Origin of the sequence: Mitsuaria sp. 7, assembly GCF_001653795.1 — a bacterium.
Taxonomy (GTDB): Bacteria; Pseudomonadota; Gammaproteobacteria; order Burkholderiales; family Burkholderiaceae_C; genus Roseateles.
In genome coordinates this window covers 3,360,845-3,377,894 of sequence record NZ_CP011514.1, presented here as the reverse complement: position 1 = coordinate 3,377,894, position 17,050 = coordinate 3,360,845, and the positions used below count along the sequence as shown (strand labels likewise).

16 protein-coding genes are annotated in these 17,050 nt (G+C 67.4%); 8 read left to right on the top strand and 8 right to left on the bottom strand.

Translation table 11 applies throughout. The annotated features are described in order from the left end of the window. The first annotated feature begins 31 nt into the window (after positions 1 to 31). Positions 32 to 421, top strand: a complete 390-nt coding sequence (locus ABE85_RS14780) for a hypothetical protein (protein WP_067276007.1) — start codon at positions 32 to 34, stop codon at positions 419 to 421. Between the two features lie 52 nt (positions 422 to 473). On the opposite strand, the gene ABE85_RS14775 is transcribed toward ABE85_RS14780, so the two are convergent. Genes ABE85_RS14775 through ABE85_RS14765 form a run of 3 tightly spaced genes read right to left on the bottom strand, consistent with a single transcriptional unit; the run spans position 474 to position 3,569 of the window. Next, positions 474 to 914, bottom strand: coding sequence for a DUF1841 family protein (locus tag ABE85_RS14775; RefSeq protein ID WP_067276004.1), 441 nt, complete (start codon positions 912 to 914; stop codon positions 474 to 476). Between the two features lie 25 nt (positions 915 to 939). Then, positions 940 to 2,949, bottom strand: a complete 2,010-nt coding sequence (kefC, locus tag ABE85_RS14770; RefSeq protein WP_231993095.1) for a glutathione-regulated potassium-efflux system protein KefC — start codon at positions 2,947 to 2,949, stop codon at positions 940 to 942. Further along, the gene (locus ABE85_RS14765; RefSeq protein WP_067275997.1) at positions 2,949 to 3,569 is read right to left on the bottom strand and encodes an NAD(P)H-dependent oxidoreductase; all 621 of its coding nucleotides are present in this window, start codon (positions 3,567 to 3,569) and stop codon (positions 2,949 to 2,951) included. Before ABE85_RS14765 ends, kefC begins: the two co-directional genes overlap by 1 nt. A gap of 61 nt (positions 3,570 to 3,630) precedes the next feature. Here ABE85_RS14765 and ABE85_RS14760 point away from each other — a divergent pair, with 61 nt between their 5' ends. The 3 genes from ABE85_RS14760 to ABE85_RS14750 all read left to right on the top strand — a co-directional run bounded on the left by ABE85_RS14760 (position 3,631) and on the right by ABE85_RS14750 (position 5,883). Beyond that, positions 3,631 to 4,287: a ParA family protein gene (locus tag ABE85_RS14760; RefSeq protein WP_067275993.1), complete on the top strand. Its 657-nt coding sequence runs from the start codon at positions 3,631 to 3,633 to the stop codon at positions 4,285 to 4,287. Positions 4,288 to 4,358: 71 nt separating this feature from the next. After that, positions 4,359 to 4,811, top strand: coding sequence for a MaoC family dehydratase (locus ABE85_RS14755; protein ID WP_067275989.1), 453 nt, complete (start codon positions 4,359 to 4,361; stop codon positions 4,809 to 4,811). A gap of 331 nt (positions 4,812 to 5,142) precedes the next feature. Next, positions 5,143 to 5,883, top strand: a complete 741-nt coding sequence (locus ABE85_RS14750; RefSeq protein ID WP_067275986.1) for a response regulator transcription factor — start codon at positions 5,143 to 5,145, stop codon at positions 5,881 to 5,883. A 3-nt stretch (positions 5,884 to 5,886) separates the two neighbouring features. On the opposite strand, the gene ABE85_RS14745 is transcribed toward ABE85_RS14750, so the two are convergent. The 4 genes from ABE85_RS14745 to ABE85_RS14730 all read right to left on the bottom strand — a co-directional run bounded on the left by ABE85_RS14745 (position 5,887) and on the right by ABE85_RS14730 (position 10,229). Next, positions 5,887 to 6,729: a ScpA family protein gene (locus tag ABE85_RS14745; protein ID WP_067282780.1), complete on the bottom strand. Its 843-nt coding sequence runs from the start codon at positions 6,727 to 6,729 to the stop codon at positions 5,887 to 5,889. An 85-nt stretch (positions 6,730 to 6,814) separates the two neighbouring features. Next, on the bottom strand, positions 6,815 to 7,018 hold the full coding sequence (locus ABE85_RS14740) for a DUF3460 family protein (RefSeq protein ID WP_067275983.1): 204 nt from the start codon (positions 7,016 to 7,018) through the stop codon (positions 6,815 to 6,817). A 69-nt stretch (positions 7,019 to 7,087) separates the two neighbouring features. Continuing rightward, positions 7,088 to 9,133: a methionine--tRNA ligase gene (gene metG, locus ABE85_RS14735; protein ID WP_067275981.1), complete on the bottom strand. Its 2,046-nt coding sequence runs from the start codon at positions 9,131 to 9,133 to the stop codon at positions 7,088 to 7,090. Between the two features lie 103 nt (positions 9,134 to 9,236). Next, positions 9,237 to 10,229, bottom strand: a complete 993-nt coding sequence (locus ABE85_RS14730) for a bile acid:sodium symporter family protein (protein WP_067275978.1) — start codon at positions 10,227 to 10,229, stop codon at positions 9,237 to 9,239. Positions 10,230 to 11,163: 934 nt separating this feature from the next. On the opposite strand from ABE85_RS14730, the gene minC reads away from it, so the two are divergent. Genes minC through minE form a run of 3 tightly spaced genes read left to right on the top strand, consistent with a single transcriptional unit; the run spans position 11,164 to position 13,219 of the window. Then, positions 11,164 to 12,075, top strand: a complete 912-nt coding sequence (gene minC / locus ABE85_RS14725; protein ID WP_082938626.1) for a septum site-determining protein MinC — start codon at positions 11,164 to 11,166, stop codon at positions 12,073 to 12,075. Positions 12,076 to 12,125: 50 nt separating this feature from the next. Beyond that, a complete protein-coding gene (minD, locus tag ABE85_RS14720) occupies positions 12,126 to 12,938 on the top strand; it encodes a septum site-determining protein MinD (RefSeq protein WP_067275975.1) in 813 nt (270 codons plus the stop codon). Positions 12,939 to 12,955: 17 nt separating this feature from the next. Further along, on the top strand, positions 12,956 to 13,219 hold the full coding sequence (gene minE, locus ABE85_RS14715) for a cell division topological specificity factor MinE (RefSeq protein ID WP_067275972.1): 264 nt from the start codon (positions 12,956 to 12,958) through the stop codon (positions 13,217 to 13,219). 271 nt (positions 13,220 to 13,490) lie between these two features. Here the strand turns inward: minE and ABE85_RS28750 are convergent, their stop codons facing one another. Continuing rightward, a complete protein-coding gene (locus ABE85_RS28750; protein WP_067275969.1) occupies positions 13,491 to 15,032 on the bottom strand; it encodes a methyl-accepting chemotaxis protein in 1,542 nt (513 codons plus the stop codon). Positions 15,033 to 15,311: 279 nt separating this feature from the next. Between ABE85_RS28750 and ABE85_RS14705 the strand changes: the two genes are divergently transcribed. Continuing rightward, on the top strand, positions 15,312 to 16,982 hold the full coding sequence (locus ABE85_RS14705) for a 3-(methylthio)propionyl-CoA ligase (protein ID WP_067275965.1): 1,671 nt from the start codon (positions 15,312 to 15,314) through the stop codon (positions 16,980 to 16,982). Positions 16,983 to 17,050 lie beyond the last annotated feature (68 nt).

Genomic DNA, 17,050 nt, shown 5'->3' with positions numbered 1-17,050 from the left:
AGCCACGACCCCAGCTTTTCCGGTGACGCCCATGACCGCCACGCCTCTGACCACGACCCCCGTCGACCTGGAGCAACCGCTCCAGGACGTCGAAAGCTGCCTGAACCTGCTGGGCGACGCGCTGCATCGACGCGACTCGCAGGCGATCGAGCTGCACGCGGCGTCGCTGCACGCGGCGCTGGCACGGGCGATCGAGCAGTTCAGCGCGGCCGCGCGCACCGGCACCGTGCCGCAGGGACTGCGTACCCGTCTGATGCAAGCCGGTGGCCGCGTCGCCGCCCAGCGTGAATCGCTGGCCCGCGCCACCGCGGCGCTGGACCGCGCCATCGATGTGCTGATGCCCGGCGAGCCGAGCGGTCTGTACGGCGCGTCCGGCAAGAACGAGCGCAAGTCGGGTCTGGGTGGCGCGATCCAGGCCTGAGCCAGGTTCCTCTCCAATGACGAAGGCCACGCAGTGCGTGGCCTTTTGCATTTCAGGTCGGAGTCCGCGTCGCCTTGCGCCGCAGGCAGTCCAGGTAGACGTGGCCGTCGGGCGGGAGGCCGCTGCGCTGCGAGGTCCAGATCATCTCGCCCAGGCACTCCATGGCTTCATGGTGGGCCTCGTGCAGCGACTGGCGCCGGGCCGCCAGCAGGTCCAGCGCCTGACGCACGCCCGTCGGCTGGTCGATCTGGTGCTGCTCCATCAGGCTCAGGTGCATGGACAGGTGCAGGAACGGGTTGGTGCGGCCGTCCTCGACCGTGTAGACCGCCGCGAGCGCGGCGACCTCATCGGCGAGTTCGTCGTGATATTCCGGGTGCTGCTCGATCCAGTCCGAGGCGATGGCCTCCATCGGCGTCAGCGGCAGCTTGTCGCGGTACTTGCGGAAGGTCTGGCAGAAGAAGCGCCGGACCTCGAGTTGGGAAGGGGCAAACATAAGCGCGTGATTGTCGCCGGCCTCGTCAGGCCTTGCCGGGCAGGGGATGCTCGGAGGAGGTCGGTGCCGTCCCTGGTGCCGTCCCTGGTGCCGTCCCTGGTGCCGTCCCGGGTGCCGCACCGGGCGCGGCGCCGGGCGCCAGATGCGGCTCCTGCCACGGGTTGCCGACCTTGCCTTCCGCCAGCGCCTTGCGCTCCGCGGCCAGCCGCTCCTCCAACTGCTCGCGACCGCGCTTGGACATCGCGATCAGCGTGTCCAGGTCGCCGCGGTGCGGGCGCAGTTCCTCGGTCTGCTCGACGGTGTGGCGGCGGAAGCGCCAGGCCATCTGCCGCGCCGCGTGCGGCTCCCAGCCCAGTTGCTGGAGCACGCTGCGCGCGCTCATCAGCGCGGAGTCCAGCGTCTCGCGTTCGATCAGTTCGACGCCGAGTTCGCGCAGCGCGTAGTAGTGCTGCACGTTGCGCGCCCGCGCGACGATCGTCAGGTGCGGGAAGTGCTGCCGCGCGATCTCGGCGATCTTGACGCTGTGGTTGAAGTCGTCGACCGCCAGCACGAGCACCTGCGCGTGCTGCGCGCCCGCGGTGCGCAGCAGCTCCAGCCGCGTCGCGTCGCCCCAGAACACGCGCCAGCCGAAGCGCCGCAGCGATTCGACGGTGTCGGCATCGTGGTCCAGGACCGTCGCCGCAATGCCGTTGGCGAAGAGCATGCGCCCGATGATCTGTCCGTAGCGCCCGAAGCCCGCGATGATCACCGTGGACTCCTGCTGCTCGGTGAGCTCGTGCGGGGACTTGCGCTCGATCTGGCCGGCGCGCCGCTGCGCCCAGGCCAGCAGGGCCGGCGTCAGCGCCAGCGACAGCGCGACCGCCGCCACCAGGACCGAGCGCTGACCCGCGTCGAGCAGCGTGGCCTGCTCGGCAAGCTGGAAGACGACGAAGCCGAACTCGCCGCCCTGCGCCAGCAGGATCACGAACACCGCGCGCTCCGGCTTGGGCAGGCCCATCGCGCGGCCCAGCGCCGCCAGCACGAGGCCCTTGCACAGCCACAACGCGGCCAGCAGGCCGAGCACGGCCAAGGGCTTCTGCCACAGCACGGTGAGGTCCAGGCCCATGCCCACGGCGATGAAGAACATCCCGAGCAGCAGGCCCTTGAAGGGCTCCAGGTCGGCCTCGAGCGCGCGGCGGTATTCGCTTTCGGCGAGCAGCACGCCGGCCGCGAACGCGCCCAGCGCCATCGAGAGACCGACCTTCTGCATCAGCATCGCCGCGGCCAGCACCAGCAGCAGCGAGGCGGCGGTGAAGATCTCCGGCGTGCCGCTGCGCGCGATCCAGCGCAGCAGCGGTCGCATCAGCAGCCGTCCGCCGAGCACGATCAGCACCAGCGCGCCGAGCGCCAGCCAGATGCGGTAGCCGGAGTGCCCCGCCGCGGGCCGGCCCTGGCTGGCCAGGATGGGCACCAGCGCCAGCACCGGGATCGCGGCGATGTCCTGTAGCAGCGCGACGCTGATGACGCTCTGGCCGCCGCGCGTGTTGCCGAGGTTCTTCTCGCTGAGCGTGCCCAGCGCGACCGCCGTCGACGACATCGCCAGCCCCAGCGCCGCGATGACGGCGGCATGCCAGTCGGCGTCGAGGAAGAACGACGGGATCAGCAGCAGCGCCGCGCAGCCCAGCATCTGCGCCGAGCCCCAGCCGAAGATCGGCCGGCGCATCGCCCACAGCCGCTTGGGCTCGAGCTCCAGGCCGACCAGGAACATCATCAGCACGACGCCGAATTCGCCGACCTCCAACACCGTCGCCGGCTGGCTGATCAGTCCCAGCACCTGCGGCCCGAGCAGCACGCCGGCCACGAGGTAGCCCAGGATCGATCCCAGCTTCAACCCGCGCGCCAGCGGCACCGCGAGCACTGCGGCGGCCAGCAGCACGAGCGGCGTCAGCAGCCAGTTGCCATGCGCGCCGTGTGCCGCGGCTTCGGTCGCCGTCACCGCGGCGGAGGCGGCGGCCATCGCGGCGGACGCCGCGTTCATCGGAGTGGAGACATCCATCAGACCGGCGCTCCTTCCTCGCGCACGGGGCGCTCGTCGTCGGGGACCGTTTCCTGGTCCGGCTCGGGCTGGTGCTCGCACCACTCGGGCAGGGCGCGCAGACCCTCGACGAAGGCCTGCGCATGGGCCTGGACCTGTTCGGCCGATGCCTTTTGCGCGCCATGCAGGATCAGGGGCGGCAGGAATCGCATGCCGCACAGCGCGGCCGTCTGCGCATAGGGCAGCAGGAAGTCCTCGACCGGATGGCGGTTGTAGCCCTCCGCGCTGTATGAGTGCTCGCTCCCACCGGCCGAGGTCACCAGCCACAGTTCCTTGCCGTGCAGCGCGTGGCCGGTCTGACCGTAGGCGAAGCCCACGCTCAGCACCTCGTCCACCCAGAGCTTCATCAGCGCGGGCATGCCGTACCAGTGCATCGGATGCAGCCAGACCAGCATCCCGGCGTCGCGCAGCGCCTCCTGCTCGGCGTGCGTGTCGATCGAGTAGTCCGGGTACAGCGCATAGAGATCGCGCACGCGGACGTTGGGCAGGCCTTGCGCGGCGGACAGCATCGCCCGCGTGACGCGGGAATGGGCCAGGTCCGGATGCGCGGCCAGGATGAGGATGGAAGAGGGAGCGCTCATGGCGGCGGATTTTGCGGTATCGCATAACATCGCGCGCACCTCATCGAGGAGAGGAGAGGCCATGCCGGTGATCCTGGTCGCCAACCCCAAGGGCGGGGTCGGCAAGAGCACGCTCGCGAGCAACGTCGCGGGATTCCTGGCCCATCGCGGCCGCGCGGTCATGCTGGGCGACATCGACCGCCAGCAGTCCTCGGCGCGCTGGCTCGCACAGCGGCCCGCGTCGCTGCCGGCGATCCGCGGCTGGGAACTGGCCTCGGCCGAGCAGCTGCGCACGCCCAAGGGCGTGTCGCACGCGGTGCTCGACACCCCCGCCGGCCTGCACGGCAAGAAGCTGGCGCAGGCGCTCAAGGTGGCGGATCGCGTGGTCATCCCGCTGCAGCCCAGCCTCTTTGACATCCAGGCGACATACGACTTCGTGCGCGAGCTGCAAGATGCGGCCCAGGATCGCGGCAAGTCGGGCGCGCTCGACATCGGCCTGGTGGCGATGCGGGTGCGCGAAGGGACGCTGTCGCAGCAGCAGCTCCACCAGTTCATCGAGCAGCTCGGGCTGCCGCTGCTGGCCGAGCTGCGCGACACCCAGAACTACGTGCAGCTGGCCGCCCGCGGCCTGACGCTCTGGGACATCGCCCCCGGCCGGGTGGCCCGCGATCTGGAACAGTGGCAGAGACTCTGTGCCTGGCTGGATCAGCCGGTGAAGGGGAAGGACGGCAAGGACTGACCCCTTGCGTCCCTCACCCCTCTTGGCGGGGCCTGCCGGCGCTGAAGACTTCAGAACGACAGGAGACCGGGATGCGGATGTTCGAGAAGCTGGAAGACCTGACGCCCCTCGTGGGGCAGGAGATCGGCGTGTCCGACTGGATCGCGACGGACCAGTCGCGGATCCAGGCCTTCGCCGACGCGACCGAGGACCAGCAGTGGATCCACACCGACCCGGCGCGCGCTGCCGAAGGGCCCTTCGGCGCCACCATCGCGCACGGTTTCCTGACGCTCAGCCTGCTGCCGCGCTTCTACGAGACCGCCTTCCGGGTGAGTGAGGTGCGCATGGGCATCAACTACGGTCTGGACCGCGTGCGCTTCCCTGCGCCGGTGCCGGTCGGGAGCCGGTTGCGGGGACGCTTCGTGCTCAAGCGTCTGGAGCCGGTCGAGGGCGGCGTGCAGATGATGGTCGAGGTGACCGTCGAACGCGAGGCCGGCGGGAAGCCGGTCTGCATCGCGGAATCGCTGACGCGGCAATACCGCTGACCGGACGGCGCCGACCGCTCTCCGATGTCGCCTCGGCGACGTCGAAAGGGTTGGGCGTCCATCGCCCGAAGCTGCCGTTTTCATCATTTCCGACGCGCCAGTTATCCGTCGACACACTCGACGGACAGCCTTCACACGTCGATACCGTGATGTGCGAATACAAAATCTTCAGTTTGCCAATAGAACTTTCTACTGTTTCAGATGCCACCGTAAGGGGGAGTGCCGGCCCGGAAGCACCCACCTATGATCACGTCCTGATTCGAAAGTCATTCGGTATGGCCGGTGGGGAGGCTCCCCTCGTCGAAGTCCGACCACCCAAGGAGAGACGCCCGTGAGGGTTTTGCTGATCGACGACCACCCGCTGATCCTGGCCGCGCTGCAGACTGTGATTCAAGGCCTCGGAGAAGACGTGCAGGTGCTGGGCGCCGACAGTGCGGCTCAGGCGCGCGATACGCTGAAGTCCCGTCAGGACTTCGATCTGGTGCTGCTGGACCTGAACCTGGGCGACGCCAGCGGTTTCGACGTGCTGGAAGAGTTCCGCGCGCAATACCCGTCGCTGCCGGTGGTGGTGATTTCCGCCTCCGACCGCGCGAGCGACGTGATCCGCGCGATCGACCAGGGCGCGATGGGCTTCATCCCCAAACGCACCAGCAACGACGTGCTGGCGCAGGCGCTGAAGCTGGTGATGTCGGGCGGGATCTACGTGCCGCCGATGTCGCTGGGCTCGGACGTGGCGCCGGAACCGGAGCCGGTCGCCATCGCCGACGCGACGACGGGCAACGCGAAGATGCATCAGGTCCAGGCGCTGGCCAGCCAGGCGGGCTACCAGACCACGGCCGGTCTCGAAAGCCTGCAACTGACGCCGCGCCAGACCGACGTGCTGGCGCTGCTGCTGCAAGGCAAGCCGAACAAGATCATCGCGCGCGAACTGGGCGTGTCGGTCGAGACGATCAAGGACCACGTCGCCGCGGTGCTGAAGGCGCTGGGTGTCAGCTCGCGCACGCAGGCCGTGCTGGCCGTCGGTCAGATGGTCCAGCGGCAACCGAACGCCGCGTTCACCACGTTCCGCTGACGCTCAGGTGGGCGAGTAGGCCAGCCGCACGTAGATCGGCGCGAAGGCTTCCGCCTGCGTGATCTCGACGAGGCGCTCCCGCGCCAGTTCGAGCATCGCGATGAAGGACACGACCAGCACCTGCGAGCCCTTGTCCAGCTCGAACAGGTCCTCGAACTCCACGAAGCGCTGGCCTTGCAACCGGCGCAGCAGGTGCGACATGTACTCGCGCACCGACAGCTGTTCGCGTGAGATCTTGTGATGCTGGTTGAGCTTGGCGCGACGCATCAGGTCCGCCCAGGCTGCGCGCAGGTCGTCGACGTGCACGTCCGGCAGCCGCGGCGCCAGCGACTGCTCGATGTGGATCTGCGCCCGCAGGAAGTCGCGCCCCAGCACCGGCATCTGGTCGAGTCGCAGCGCGGCCTGCTTCATCTGCTCGTATTCAAGCAGGCGGCGGACCAGTTCAGCGCGCGGATCTTCGGGCTCGCCGCCGTCGTCCGTCTTCTTGGGCGGCAGCAGCATCCGCGACTTGATCTCGATCAACATCGCGGCCATCAGCAGGTACTCGCTGGCCAGTTCGAGGTTGTGCTTGCGCAGCTGCTCGACGTAGCTCAGGTACTGCCGTGTCACCTCGGCCAGCGGGATGTCGAGGATGTTGAAGTTCTGCTTGCGGATCAGGTACAGCAGCAGGTCCAGCGGCCCCTGGAACGCCTCGAGGAAGACCTCCAGCGCATCCGGCGGGATGTAGAGATCCTGCGGCATGGCGAACAGCGGTTCGCCGTACAGCCGTGCGACGGCGACGTGGTCGACCGTGTCGGGCGTGGAAGCGTCGCCGCCCTGATCCGCCGGCGGGTCCGGCAGCGTCAGGGCGGTGTCGCGGGTGTCGTCAGCGTTGCTCACGCGGAGAGCCACGGTGGGGCCGACGGCAGGGCGGAGCGGGCCGCGGTCCGCCTTATTCCGACTTGGTTTGATAGACGTAGGCCTGCTGCGACACGCGGGCGTCGTCGTAGCCGGCTTGCGCCTGGCGGTCCTGCTCGCGGTCCCACAGCAGGGCGCGGCCGGCGCGCTGCTCGGCTTCCAGCGTGGGCTTCTTGGCCTTCAGTTCGTTGATGAACTGGGTGGCTTCGGATTCGTATTTCTGCCAGAAAAACGGCATGGTGGCCTCTTGATCGAATGTTCGAAAACTGGGGGGATTCTAGGCGGTCGGTGTCGTCGGAGCCGGTGCTCAGCGAACACGCATGCCGGGTTGTGCACCCGGGAAAGGTTCCAGCACGAAAATGCCGGGGTTCGCCTTCTCGTCTGCGTGGCTGGCGGCCAGCACCATGCCTTCGGACACGCCGAACTTCATCTTGCGCGGCGCCAGGTTCGCGACCATCACCGTCAGCTTCCCTTCGAGCTGCTCTGGTTGATAGGCGCTGCGGATGCCGCTGAACACGTTGCGCAGGCGGCCCTCGCCGACGTCCAGCGTCAGGCGCAGGAGCTTGTCCGAGCCGTCGACCAGTTCCGCCTTGACGATCTTCGCGATGCGCAGGTCGACCTTGGCGAAGTCATCGATCTTGATCTCGGGTGCGAGTTCCTCGCCGCCGGGCAGCACCTTGGGCGGTGCGGGCGGTTCGAACAGCGCTTCCAGCAGCTTGGGATCGACGCGCTGCAGCAGATGCTCATAGCCGCCGATCTTGTGCGCGCCCAAGGCGCGGTCGGCGTCGACGAAGGTCATGGGCGCGACCTGCAGGAAGGCCTCGACCTTGGCCACCAGCGCCGGCAGCACCGGCTTCAGGTAGATCGACAGCAGGCGGAAGGCCTCGATGCAGACAGTGCAGACGTCCTGCAGGACCTGGTCCTTGCCTTCGAGCTTGGCGAGGTCCCAGGGCTTGTTCTGGTCCACGTACTCGTTGACGCGATCGGCCAGCAGCATGATCTCGCGCAGCGCCTTGCCGAACTCGCGGGTCTCGTACAGCTCGATGATCGTCGCCTTGTGCGCGCGCAGGCCGTCGAGCAGCGCGCGGCCCTCGACGCCCACATCGGCCGACAGCTGGCCGCCGAAGCGCTTGGACAGGAAGCCTGCCGCGCGGCTGGCGATGTTGATGTACTTGCCGACCAGGTCCGAATTGACGCGGGCGACGAAGTCCTCCGGATTGAAGTCGACGTCCTCGACCTTGCTGTTGAGCTTGGCGGCCAGGTAGTAGCGCAGCCACTCCGGATTCATGCCCAGCGACAGGTACTTCAGCGGATCCAGGCCGGTGCCGCGGCTCTTGGACATCTTCTCGCCGCCGTTGACGGTCAGGAAACCGTGCACGAACACATGGTTGGGCGTCTTGCGGCCGCTGAAGTGCAGCATCGCGGGCCAGAACAGCGTGTGGAAGTAGGTGATGTCCTTGCCGATGAAATGGATCTGCTCGGTGGACTCGTCCTGGATGAACGCGTCGAAGTCGCGGCCGGTCTTGGCGAAGTAGTTCTTCAGCGAGGCCAGGTAGCCGATGGGCGCGTCCAGCCAGACGTAGAAGTACTTGCCCGGCGCGTCGGGGATCTCGATGCCGAAGTAGGGCGCGTCGCGGCTGATGTCCCAGTCGCCCAGGCCGCCCTTGCCGTCCTCGTCCTTGGCGAACCATTCCTTGATCTTGTTGAGCACCTCCGGCTGCAGGCGGCCGGGCGCCTGCGTCCATTGCTCGAGGAACTCGACGCAGCGCGGGTCGGACAGCTTGAAGAAGTAGTGCTCGGAGCTCTTCATCACCGGCGTCGCGCCGGTCAGCACCGAGAACGGGTTCTTCAGTTCGGTCGGCGTGTAGACCGCGCCGCAGACCTCGCAGGAGTCGCCGTACTGGTCCTTCGCGCCGCACTTGGGGCACTCGCCCTTGATGAAGCGGTCGGGCAGGAACATGGCCTTCTGCGGATCGAAGAACTGCTCGATCGTCTTCACGGCGATCAGCTCGTTGGCGCGCAGCGAGCGGTAGATCTCCTTGGACAGCTCGTGATTCTCCGCGCCGTCGGTGGAGTGCCAGTTGTCGAAGCTGATGTGGAAGCCGTCGAGGTACTGCTTGCGCCCCGACGCGATGTCGGCGACGAACTGCTGCGGGCTCTTCCCGGCCTTCTCGGCCGCGATCATGATCGGCGCGCCGTGGGCGTCGTCGGCGCAGACGAAGTGCACCTCGCTGCCCTGCATCCGCTGGAAGCGCACCCAGATGTCGGCCTGGGTGTACTCCATGATGTGGCCGATGTGGAAATTCGCATTGGCGTACGGGAGGGCGGTGGTGACGAAGATCTTGCGGGTCATGGCGCTCGGGTTGCTGCTTTGAGGCGGCTTTTGAAGCTGCGTTCTTCTCCCCGCGCCCGGCGCCTGGATGGGCCGTGCGGTCACGCGGGGGGAACCGGCCATTTTAGGCGCCGGAAGGAGTCGTCGGGCGCGAGGCGTAGCGCTGGGCGAGCCAGGAGCACAGGATCAGCTGCAGCTGGTGATAGAACATGATGGGCAGGACGATCACGCCGACCGCCGGATGCGCGCCGAACAGCAGCTTGGCCATCGGCACGCCGGAGGCCAGCGTCTTCTTGGAGCCGCAGAACACCGCGGCGATCTCGTCCTCGACCGACAGGCCCATCGCACGGGCCGCCAGGCGGCTCAGCACGATGACGACGGCCAGGAATAGCGCGGCGCCCAGGGCCGCCTTGACCAGCAGCTCCGCGCCGTGGTCGCGCCACAGGCCCGAGGCCACCGAGTCGCTGAACGCCGACAGCACCAGCAGGATGATCACCCAGCGGTCGATCAGCGTGATCTTCGACTTGTAGCGCGTGTAGAAGCCCAGCAGCACCGGGCGCAGCAGTTGACCGGCGACCAGCGGGAGCAGCAGCAGCTGGGTCAGTTTCCAGACCGCTTCGCCGAAGGGCAGCGTCGCGCCGCTGGTGCCGGCCATCAGCGCGACCAGCAGCGGCGTCAGCACGATGCCGAGCAGGCTGGAGACGCTGGCGTTGAAGATCGCGGCCGGCACGTTGCCCCGGGCCAGCACCGTCATGGCCACGGAAGACGAGATCGTCGACGGCAGCGCGCAGAGGTAGGCGAAGCCCAGGGCCAGGTCTTGCGGCAGCCAGCGGCTGAACAGCGCGCTGAAGCCCCACCACAGCAACGGGAAGAGCGCGTAGGTGCTGAGCTGCACCAGCACATGGACCTTCCACTTCAGCGCGCCGTCGCGCAGCGCCGCGGCGGACAGTCCCAGCCCCGTCAGGAAGAACACCAGCGCCACGCCCCAGTTGCTGACCACTTCCAGCCGGAGCAGTCCGCCGCTGCGGCCCAGTTCGGGCCAGAAGCTGGCCAGCGCCACCGCGCCGACCAGCGCCAGCAGAAACCATTCCTTGCGGAACCAGGACCGGATGCCCATCGTCAACCTTTCACCAGCGCTCGGCCGGCACGTCACAACCATCGGGGAACAAGGAAAGAGGAGGGACTCTAGCGGGCCCGTGACTTGCCCACCTGTCTTTGGCCTTGCCGGCCAACGATTTCACCGCGTGCGCAAACGCTGGTCGCCCGGGATGTCGGATTCGTGACGCGGCCTGGTGCATTCATGACGGCATTCGCACGGTCGGGCGAGCCCGGGATCGGCAGATCTGACCGGACTTGTAACGATCCGGGAGCCTGTCGCACCGCCCAGACACCCTTCGGTACCCCGTCGGAGGGATGTGCGACCTCGTCCTGCGGTTCAAGCACCGACGCTAAATGCTTGATTTCAAAGACCCCGGAAAGCTATCCACCGAGACTGTGGATAACTGTGTGGGAAACCTGCCGGGGATTGCTCTAAACCCTTGATCGACGGTCTTCCGAGGTTCCGTGCCTCATTTCCGGGCAAGCGAAATCGCGCTATATGAATCAATGACTTAGCGACGTCACGGGAAAACGAGCAGCTGCGATGCAGCAGTGGGGTCCTCGAGGACGGTGGAGCGGCTGAATGGGGATAAGTCAAGCCCCGCATCCTCGAATTTTGGGTTGACAACCCTCCGATGACGCCGGAAGAGGCGACCCGACGGTACCGCTGTCGTCCATCCGCCTGGACGATCTATCCCCCGCGGCTGTGGACAAGCATGTGTGTCACCGGGAGATGACGCTTGCAAGTGCTTGTCACGAGCGGTATTCCAGTGGTTTGCTCAAAAAATGGGCAACTGGCGACCACTTCATGACGTCGCGTCGATGGGACATGACAGGTCCGCGATGGGCGCCTGACGGGTCGCGGCACCGTGCGGGCCGGGCAGGCCCCTAAAGGGAGGGCCTCGGCGCACCGCTAAAATCGCGACTTTGCAAACGCATCCCTCATTTCTTACATGACCCAGGCAGTGGCGGGCAATTCATCGGGGCGGTCGGCCGCAGGCAAGTCCCCGGAACTTTTTGAACTGAAGAGCGCCTCGCTGAGCCTGCTCGCCCTCGTCCTGAAGACGGCCGATCCGGCCGCGCTCGATGCGGAACTCCAGGCCAAGCTGGGTGAGACGCCCGACGCGTTCCACCACGATCCGCTGCTGCTCGACCTGAGCCAGCTGCCGGTGGTGGCGCTGGCGGAGCAGGGCGCCGAGCCGGCTCAGGCCATCGACGGCCAGGGGCAACTGAGCCTGGAGGCCGACACGTCGACGGCCACGGCGGACGAGGCGGCCGGGCCCGTGGCCCGCGTGGACATCGCCGCGGTGCTCCCGCTGCTGCGTCGGCACCGCCTGCAGCCCGTCGGCGTGGTCGGCGCGAACGCGGCGGAACTGGCGCAGGCCACGGCGCTGGGTCTTGCCGAAGCGCCCGATCTGCCGGTGCGCGCCGAGCGCGAATCGCGCGAGCCCCGCGTCGAGAAGGTCGTCCAGCAGGTGATCAAGGAAGTCGTCGTCGAGCGTCCGGTGGAAGTGCCGGTGCCGACGGAGACCAGGACCGTCTACGTCGACAAGCCGCTGCGTTCCGGCCAGCAGGTCTACGCCAAGGGCGCCGACCTGGTCGTGCTGGCGGCGGTGAACCACGGCGCCGAGGTGATCGCCGACGGCAGCATCCACGTCTACGCGCCGCTGCGCGGCAAGGCGATCGCGGGCGCGCGCGGCAACACCGACGCACGCATCTTCGCGCAGCAGCTCGAGGCCGAGCTGATCGCCATCGCCGGCATCTACCGCACCAGCGAGAACCCGCTGCCGGACAACGTGCGCGGCAAGGCGGCGCAGGTCCGGCTCGACGGCGAAAAGCTGCTGATGGAGCCGCTGGGCACTTGAGCCCGCGGACCATCTCCCACCGAACACTCTGAAAAAAAGGACCTAGCCCCATGACCAAGATCGTTGTGGTGACTTCCGGCAAGGGCGGCGTCGGCAAGACCACCACCAGTGCCAGCTTTGCCACCGGCCTCGCGATGCGCGGCTACAAGACGGCCGTCATCGACTTCGACGTCGGCCTGCGCAACCTCGACCTGATCATGGGTTGCGAGCGCCGCGTCGTGTATGACCTGATCAACGTCATCAACGACGAGATCAAGCTCAGCCAGGCGCTGATCAAGGACAAGCAGCTGGACAAGCTCTTCATCCTCGCGGCCTCGCAGACGCGCGACAAGGACGCGCTGAAGCAGGAGGGCGTCGAGCGCGTGCTGGAAGAGCTCAAGGCGATGGAGTTCGACTTCATCGTCTGCGACTCGCCGGCCGGCATCGAGACGGGCGCGCTGATGGCCATGCACTACGCCGACGAGGCGCTGGTCGTGACCAACCCCGAGGTCTCCTCGGTGCGCGACAGCGACCGCATCCTGGGCATGCTCAACAGCAAGACCAAACGCGCCATCGAAGGCAAGGAGCCCGTCAAGGAACACCTGCTGATCACGCGCTACAACCCCAACCGGGTCGAAGGCGGTCAGATGCTCTCGCTCGAGGACATCCACGAGATCCTGCGCACGCCGCTGATCGGCGTGATCCCGGAGAGCGAAGTGGTGCTGCAGGCGTCCAACCAGGGCCTGCCGGCGATCCACATGAAGGGAACGGATGTTGCCGAGGCCTACACCGACGTCATCGCCCGTTTCCTGGGCGAAGACAAGCCGATGCGTTTCGTCGAGGCCGTGAAGCCGGGCTTCTTCAAGCGTCTGTTCAGTCGCTGACACCCGAGGGAGAGACCATGGGATTCATGTCCTTCTTCCTGGGCGAGAAGAAAAGCACCGCCAGCGTCGCCAAGGAGCGCCTGCAGCTGATCCTCGCCCATGAACGCAACGGTCGCGGCGCAAGCCCCGACTACCTGCCGCAATTGCAGCGCGAGCTGCTTGCGGTTATCTCGAAGTACGTCTCCATCAACCCGGACGACATCAAGGTCCACATGGAACGCCAGGACGACCTCGAAGTCCTCGAAGTGAAGATCGAGCTGCCCGAAGGCCGCCGACTCTGATCCACCGCCGCCCACCCCGCACGACACCTCGACGAAGTCCTCGCTTCGGAGGCGGAGGGAGCCGGGGGGCCGGCGGCGATTTGTGGAGCCTGCGAGACGTATGAGCCGACGGCCCCCCGGCTCCCGCAGCCGGAGCGACCGACACACTGCTGGCGTTGGTGCGTTGGCCGCCAGTGCAGGGGGCCTTGCCGGCGAGCGGCAAAACCCCCAGCACAGCCGTCCCCAACCACTGTCGCACTTCCCCGGTTTTGCTACCGAGGACTTCGGGTGATCAGAGTCTGAACACTGCGACGGCCTGGTTCAGTTGAGCGGCCTGGTGCTTGAGGCTCTCGGCCGCGGCGGCTGCTTCCTCGACGAGCGCAGCGTTCTGCTGCGTGACCTGATCCAGTTGCGTGATGGCGTCGCCGACCTGGCCGATGCCCTGGCTCTGTTCGGCGCTCGCGTTGCTGATCTCCGCGATGAGGACCGAGACCTGCTTCACCTGGTCGACGATCTGATTCATCGTCTCGCCCGCCGAGCCCGCGATGCGGGTGCCGGCCTCGACCTTGGCGCCGCTGTCGACGATCAGCGTCTTGATCTCCTTGGCCGCCGCCGCGCTGCGCTGCGCGAGCGCGCGCACCTCGCTGGCCACGACCGCGAAGCCGCGTCCCTGCTCGCCCGCGCGCGCCGCCTCGACGGCCGCGTTCAATGCGAGGATGTTGGTCTGGAACGCGATGCCGTCGATGGTGCCGATGATGTCGGTGATGCGGCGCGAGCTCTCGTCGATCTGACGCATCACCGCCACCACCTGCTGCACCGCCTGGCCGCCTTCGGCCGCCACCGTGGAAGCCGTCTGCGCGAGCTGCGTCGCCGTGCGCGCGGTGTCGGCGTTCTGCTTCACCGTCGCGGTGAGCTCTTCCATCGACGCCGCGGTCTCCTCGAGGTTCGAGGCCTGTTCCTCGGTCCGCTGCGACAGGTCGGCGTTGCCGCTGGCGATCTCGCCGGTGCCCGTCGCGATCGAGTCGCTGCTCATCCGCACCTGACCGACGATGCGGGTGAGGCTTTCGTTCATCCGCTGCAGCGCGCCCAGCAGCTGTCCGGTCTCGTCGCGGCTGTTGACGCGGATCTCCGAGCGGAGATCGCCGGCCGCCACGGCCTCGGCGATCGTCACCGCCTGCGCCATCGGCGTCACGATCGCGCGACTCAGCAGCCATGCGGTGAAGAGCCCCACCGCCGCGATGACGACGGCGCCCAGCCCCGCCTGCCAGCGCAGCGCGGTGCGCGCGTCGGCCGCGGCCTGACGTGCCTCCTGCGCATGGTCTTCCTGCATCGCGACGAACTGTCCGATCGCCTCGAGGTAGACCTTCACCGACGGCACGTACTCGTTCTGCACGATGCGGCTGGTGGCGCTCCAATCCCCCGATGCGCCCGCCTCGCGCGCCTTCTTGCTCGCCGCGAGCAGCGTCTGCCCCAGACCGACGATCTCCTTGAGCTTGGCCTGGTCCTCCGGCCGCTTGGCCTCGGCGGAAATCTGCTCGCGCAGCTTCGCGACCTCGGGCGCGTCGTTGGCGATGTTGGCCTTGAAGAGTTCGCCCACGGCCGGGTCCGAACTGATCGCGCTGGCCATGCTGCGCGCCACCGCCGTCTGCGTCATGCCTTGCCATTGCACGGACTTGCGGATGATGTCCTGCGCGGCGGTGATGGCCGCGCTGGACTCGCTCGTGATGCGATCGCTGCGCCAGAGCGTGAACATGCCCACCACGAGCATCGCCACGATCAACAGCACGATCGCGCCGTTGAGCTTGCTGGTCAGGGGAAGGTCGTTGAGCCGCATCGTTGTCTCCTTGGGGTTCTGGTTTTTCGATGTGAGGGCCTGGACGCACCGATTCTGAGCATCGCTTCGTGACGCTGCCAAGAGAGCTTGCGCCCCCAACGGTCCCGTGTAATCCCCTATGCCTGAAACGCCGCCGCGTCACTAGGGTGACGCGAGGCGCTCGGAGCGGTCGATAGACTGACTCGAACAGCCGAAATCAAGGCGCCCGTGCGCTTGCGGGATCGCGTTCCACGCGGTGCCGCAGCCGAGAGGTGCTGGCAACAATATCCAGGAGACGACATGGCACTGATGGGCCAGATGATGTCGATGCCCTTGCTGATCTCATCGTTGATCCAGCATGCGGCACGCCATTCCGGGGATACCGAGATCGTCAGCAAGCGGGTCGAGGGCGACCTGCATCGCACCACGTGGGGCGCGGTCGAGTTCCGCGCCCGGCAGCTCGCGCAGGCCTTCGCGCGGCTCGGGCTGAAACCCGGCGAGCGCGTCGGCACGCTGGCCTGGAACGGCCATCGCCACCTCGAGATCTACTACGGCACCTCCGGCTCCGGCCTGGTGTGCCACACGATCAACCCGCGCCTGTTCCCCGAGCAGATCGCATGGATCTCCGGCGACGCCGACGACCGCGCGCTGTGCTTCGACCTGACCTTCCTGCCGCTGGTCGAGAAGATCGCGCCGCAGCTCGGCCAGGTGCGCCACTTCATCCTGATGAGCGACCGCGCCCACATGCCGGCCGAGTCCTCGATCCCGAACCTGCGCTGCTACGAGGAACTCGTGGACGCGGAGGACGGGAACTACGTCTGGCCCGAGTTCGACGAGAACACCGCTTCGAGCATCTGCTACACGAGCGGCACGACCGGTCATCCGAAGGGCGCGGTGTACAGCCATCGCAGCTCGGTGCTGCATGCCTACGGCGCGGCGCTGCCGGACGCGATGGCATCCTCGCGCCGCGACGTGATCCTGCCGGTGGTGCCCATGTTCCACGTCAACGCGTGGGGCCTGCCGTACAGCACCGCGCTGGTCGGCTGCAAGCTGGTGCTGCCGGGCCCGCACCTGGACGGCAAGTCGCTCTACGAGCTCTTCGAGACGGAGAAGGTCACCTTCAGCGCCGGCGTGCCCACCGTGTGGCTGGGGCTGCTGAACTACGTCGGCGCCAACGGCCTGAAATTCTCGACCTTCAAGCGCACGGTGATCGGCGGCTCCGCCTGCCCGCCGGCGATGCTGCGCACGCTGATGGACGACTACGGCGTCGACGTGATCCATGCCTGGGGCATGACGGAGATGTCGCCGCTGGGCACGCTGTCGCGGCTCAGCAGCCGCCAGCTGGAACTGCCGAAGGAAGAACAGCGCCACCTGCTCGAGAAGCAGGGCAAGGCGATCTACGGCGTGGACATGGCCGTCGTCGACGACGGCGGCCAGGCGCTGCCGTGGGACGGCAAGAGTTCGGGCAACCTGGTGGTACGCGGGCCCTGGGTCATCGACAGCTACTTCGGTCATGACGGCTCGCCGCTGATCCGCGTGACCGGCGAGGACGGCCGCGACGCCGGCCTCTGGTTCCCCACCGGCGACGTCGCCGCGATCGATGCCGACGGCTTCATGCAGATCACCGACCGCAGCAAGGACGTGATCAAGTCCGGCGGCGAATGGATCAGCTCGATCGACGTCGAGAACATCGCGATGGCGCATCCGGCCGTGCACGAGGCGGCCGTCATCGCGGTCGCCCATCCGAAGTGGGACGAACGCCCGCTGCTCGTCGTCGTGCGCAAGCCCACCGACGCGGGTGCTGCGCTGACGCGCGAGGCGGTCATCGGTTTCTACGAGGGCAAGATCGCCAAGTGGCAGGTGCCCGACGACGTCGTCTTCGTCGACGAGATCCCGCACACCGCCACCGGCAAGATGCTCAAGCTGAAGCTGCGCGAGCAGTTCAAGGGCCACAAGCTGCCGGGCTGCTGAGCCCCCGCCTTTCCCGCGACCCCGCGCGTCATCGGGATCCCTGCGATTTCCTTGCTGTTCAGCGTCCT

What these genes read in the sequence shown, in the direction of transcription:
- ABE85_RS14765 (WP_067275997.1), bottom strand. Translation starts at nt 3,569, where the DNA reads ATGAGCGCTCCCTCTTCCATCCTCATCCTGGCCGCGCATCCGGACCTG.
- minD (WP_067275975.1), top strand. Translation starts at nt 12,126, where the DNA reads ATGACCAAGATCGTTGTGGTGACTTCCGGCAAGGGCGGCGTCGGCAAG.
- ABE85_RS14705 (WP_067275965.1), top strand. Translation starts at nt 15,312, where the DNA reads ATGGCACTGATGGGCCAGATGATGTCGATGCCCTTGCTGATCTCATCG.
- ABE85_RS14775 (WP_067276004.1), bottom strand. Translation starts at nt 914, where the DNA reads ATGTTTGCCCCTTCCCAACTCGAGGTCCGGCGCTTCTTCTGCCAGACC.
- minC (WP_082938626.1), top strand. Translation starts at nt 11,164, where the DNA reads ATGACCCAGGCAGTGGCGGGCAATTCATCGGGGCGGTCGGCCGCAGGC.
- kefC (WP_231993095.1), bottom strand. Translation starts at nt 2,949, where the DNA reads ATGGATGTCTCCACTCCGATGAACGCGGCGTCCGCCGCGATGGCCGCC.
- ABE85_RS14730 (WP_067275978.1), bottom strand. Translation starts at nt 10,229, where the DNA reads ATGGGCATCCGGTCCTGGTTCCGCAAGGAATGGTTTCTGCTGGCGCTG.
- minE (WP_067275972.1), top strand. Translation starts at nt 12,956, where the DNA reads ATGGGATTCATGTCCTTCTTCCTGGGCGAGAAGAAAAGCACCGCCAGC.
- metG (WP_067275981.1), bottom strand. Translation starts at nt 9,133, where the DNA reads ATGACCCGCAAGATCTTCGTCACCACCGCCCTCCCGTACGCCAATGCG.
- ABE85_RS14740 (WP_067275983.1), bottom strand. Translation starts at nt 7,018, where the DNA reads ATGCCGTTTTTCTGGCAGAAATACGAATCCGAAGCCACCCAGTTCATC.
- ABE85_RS14755 (WP_067275989.1), top strand. Translation starts at nt 4,359, where the DNA reads ATGCGGATGTTCGAGAAGCTGGAAGACCTGACGCCCCTCGTGGGGCAG.
- ABE85_RS14780 (WP_067276007.1), top strand. Translation starts at nt 32, where the DNA reads ATGACCGCCACGCCTCTGACCACGACCCCCGTCGACCTGGAGCAACCG.
- ABE85_RS14760 (WP_067275993.1), top strand. Translation starts at nt 3,631, where the DNA reads ATGCCGGTGATCCTGGTCGCCAACCCCAAGGGCGGGGTCGGCAAGAGC.
- ABE85_RS28750 (WP_067275969.1), bottom strand. Translation starts at nt 15,032, where the DNA reads ATGCGGCTCAACGACCTTCCCCTGACCAGCAAGCTCAACGGCGCGATC.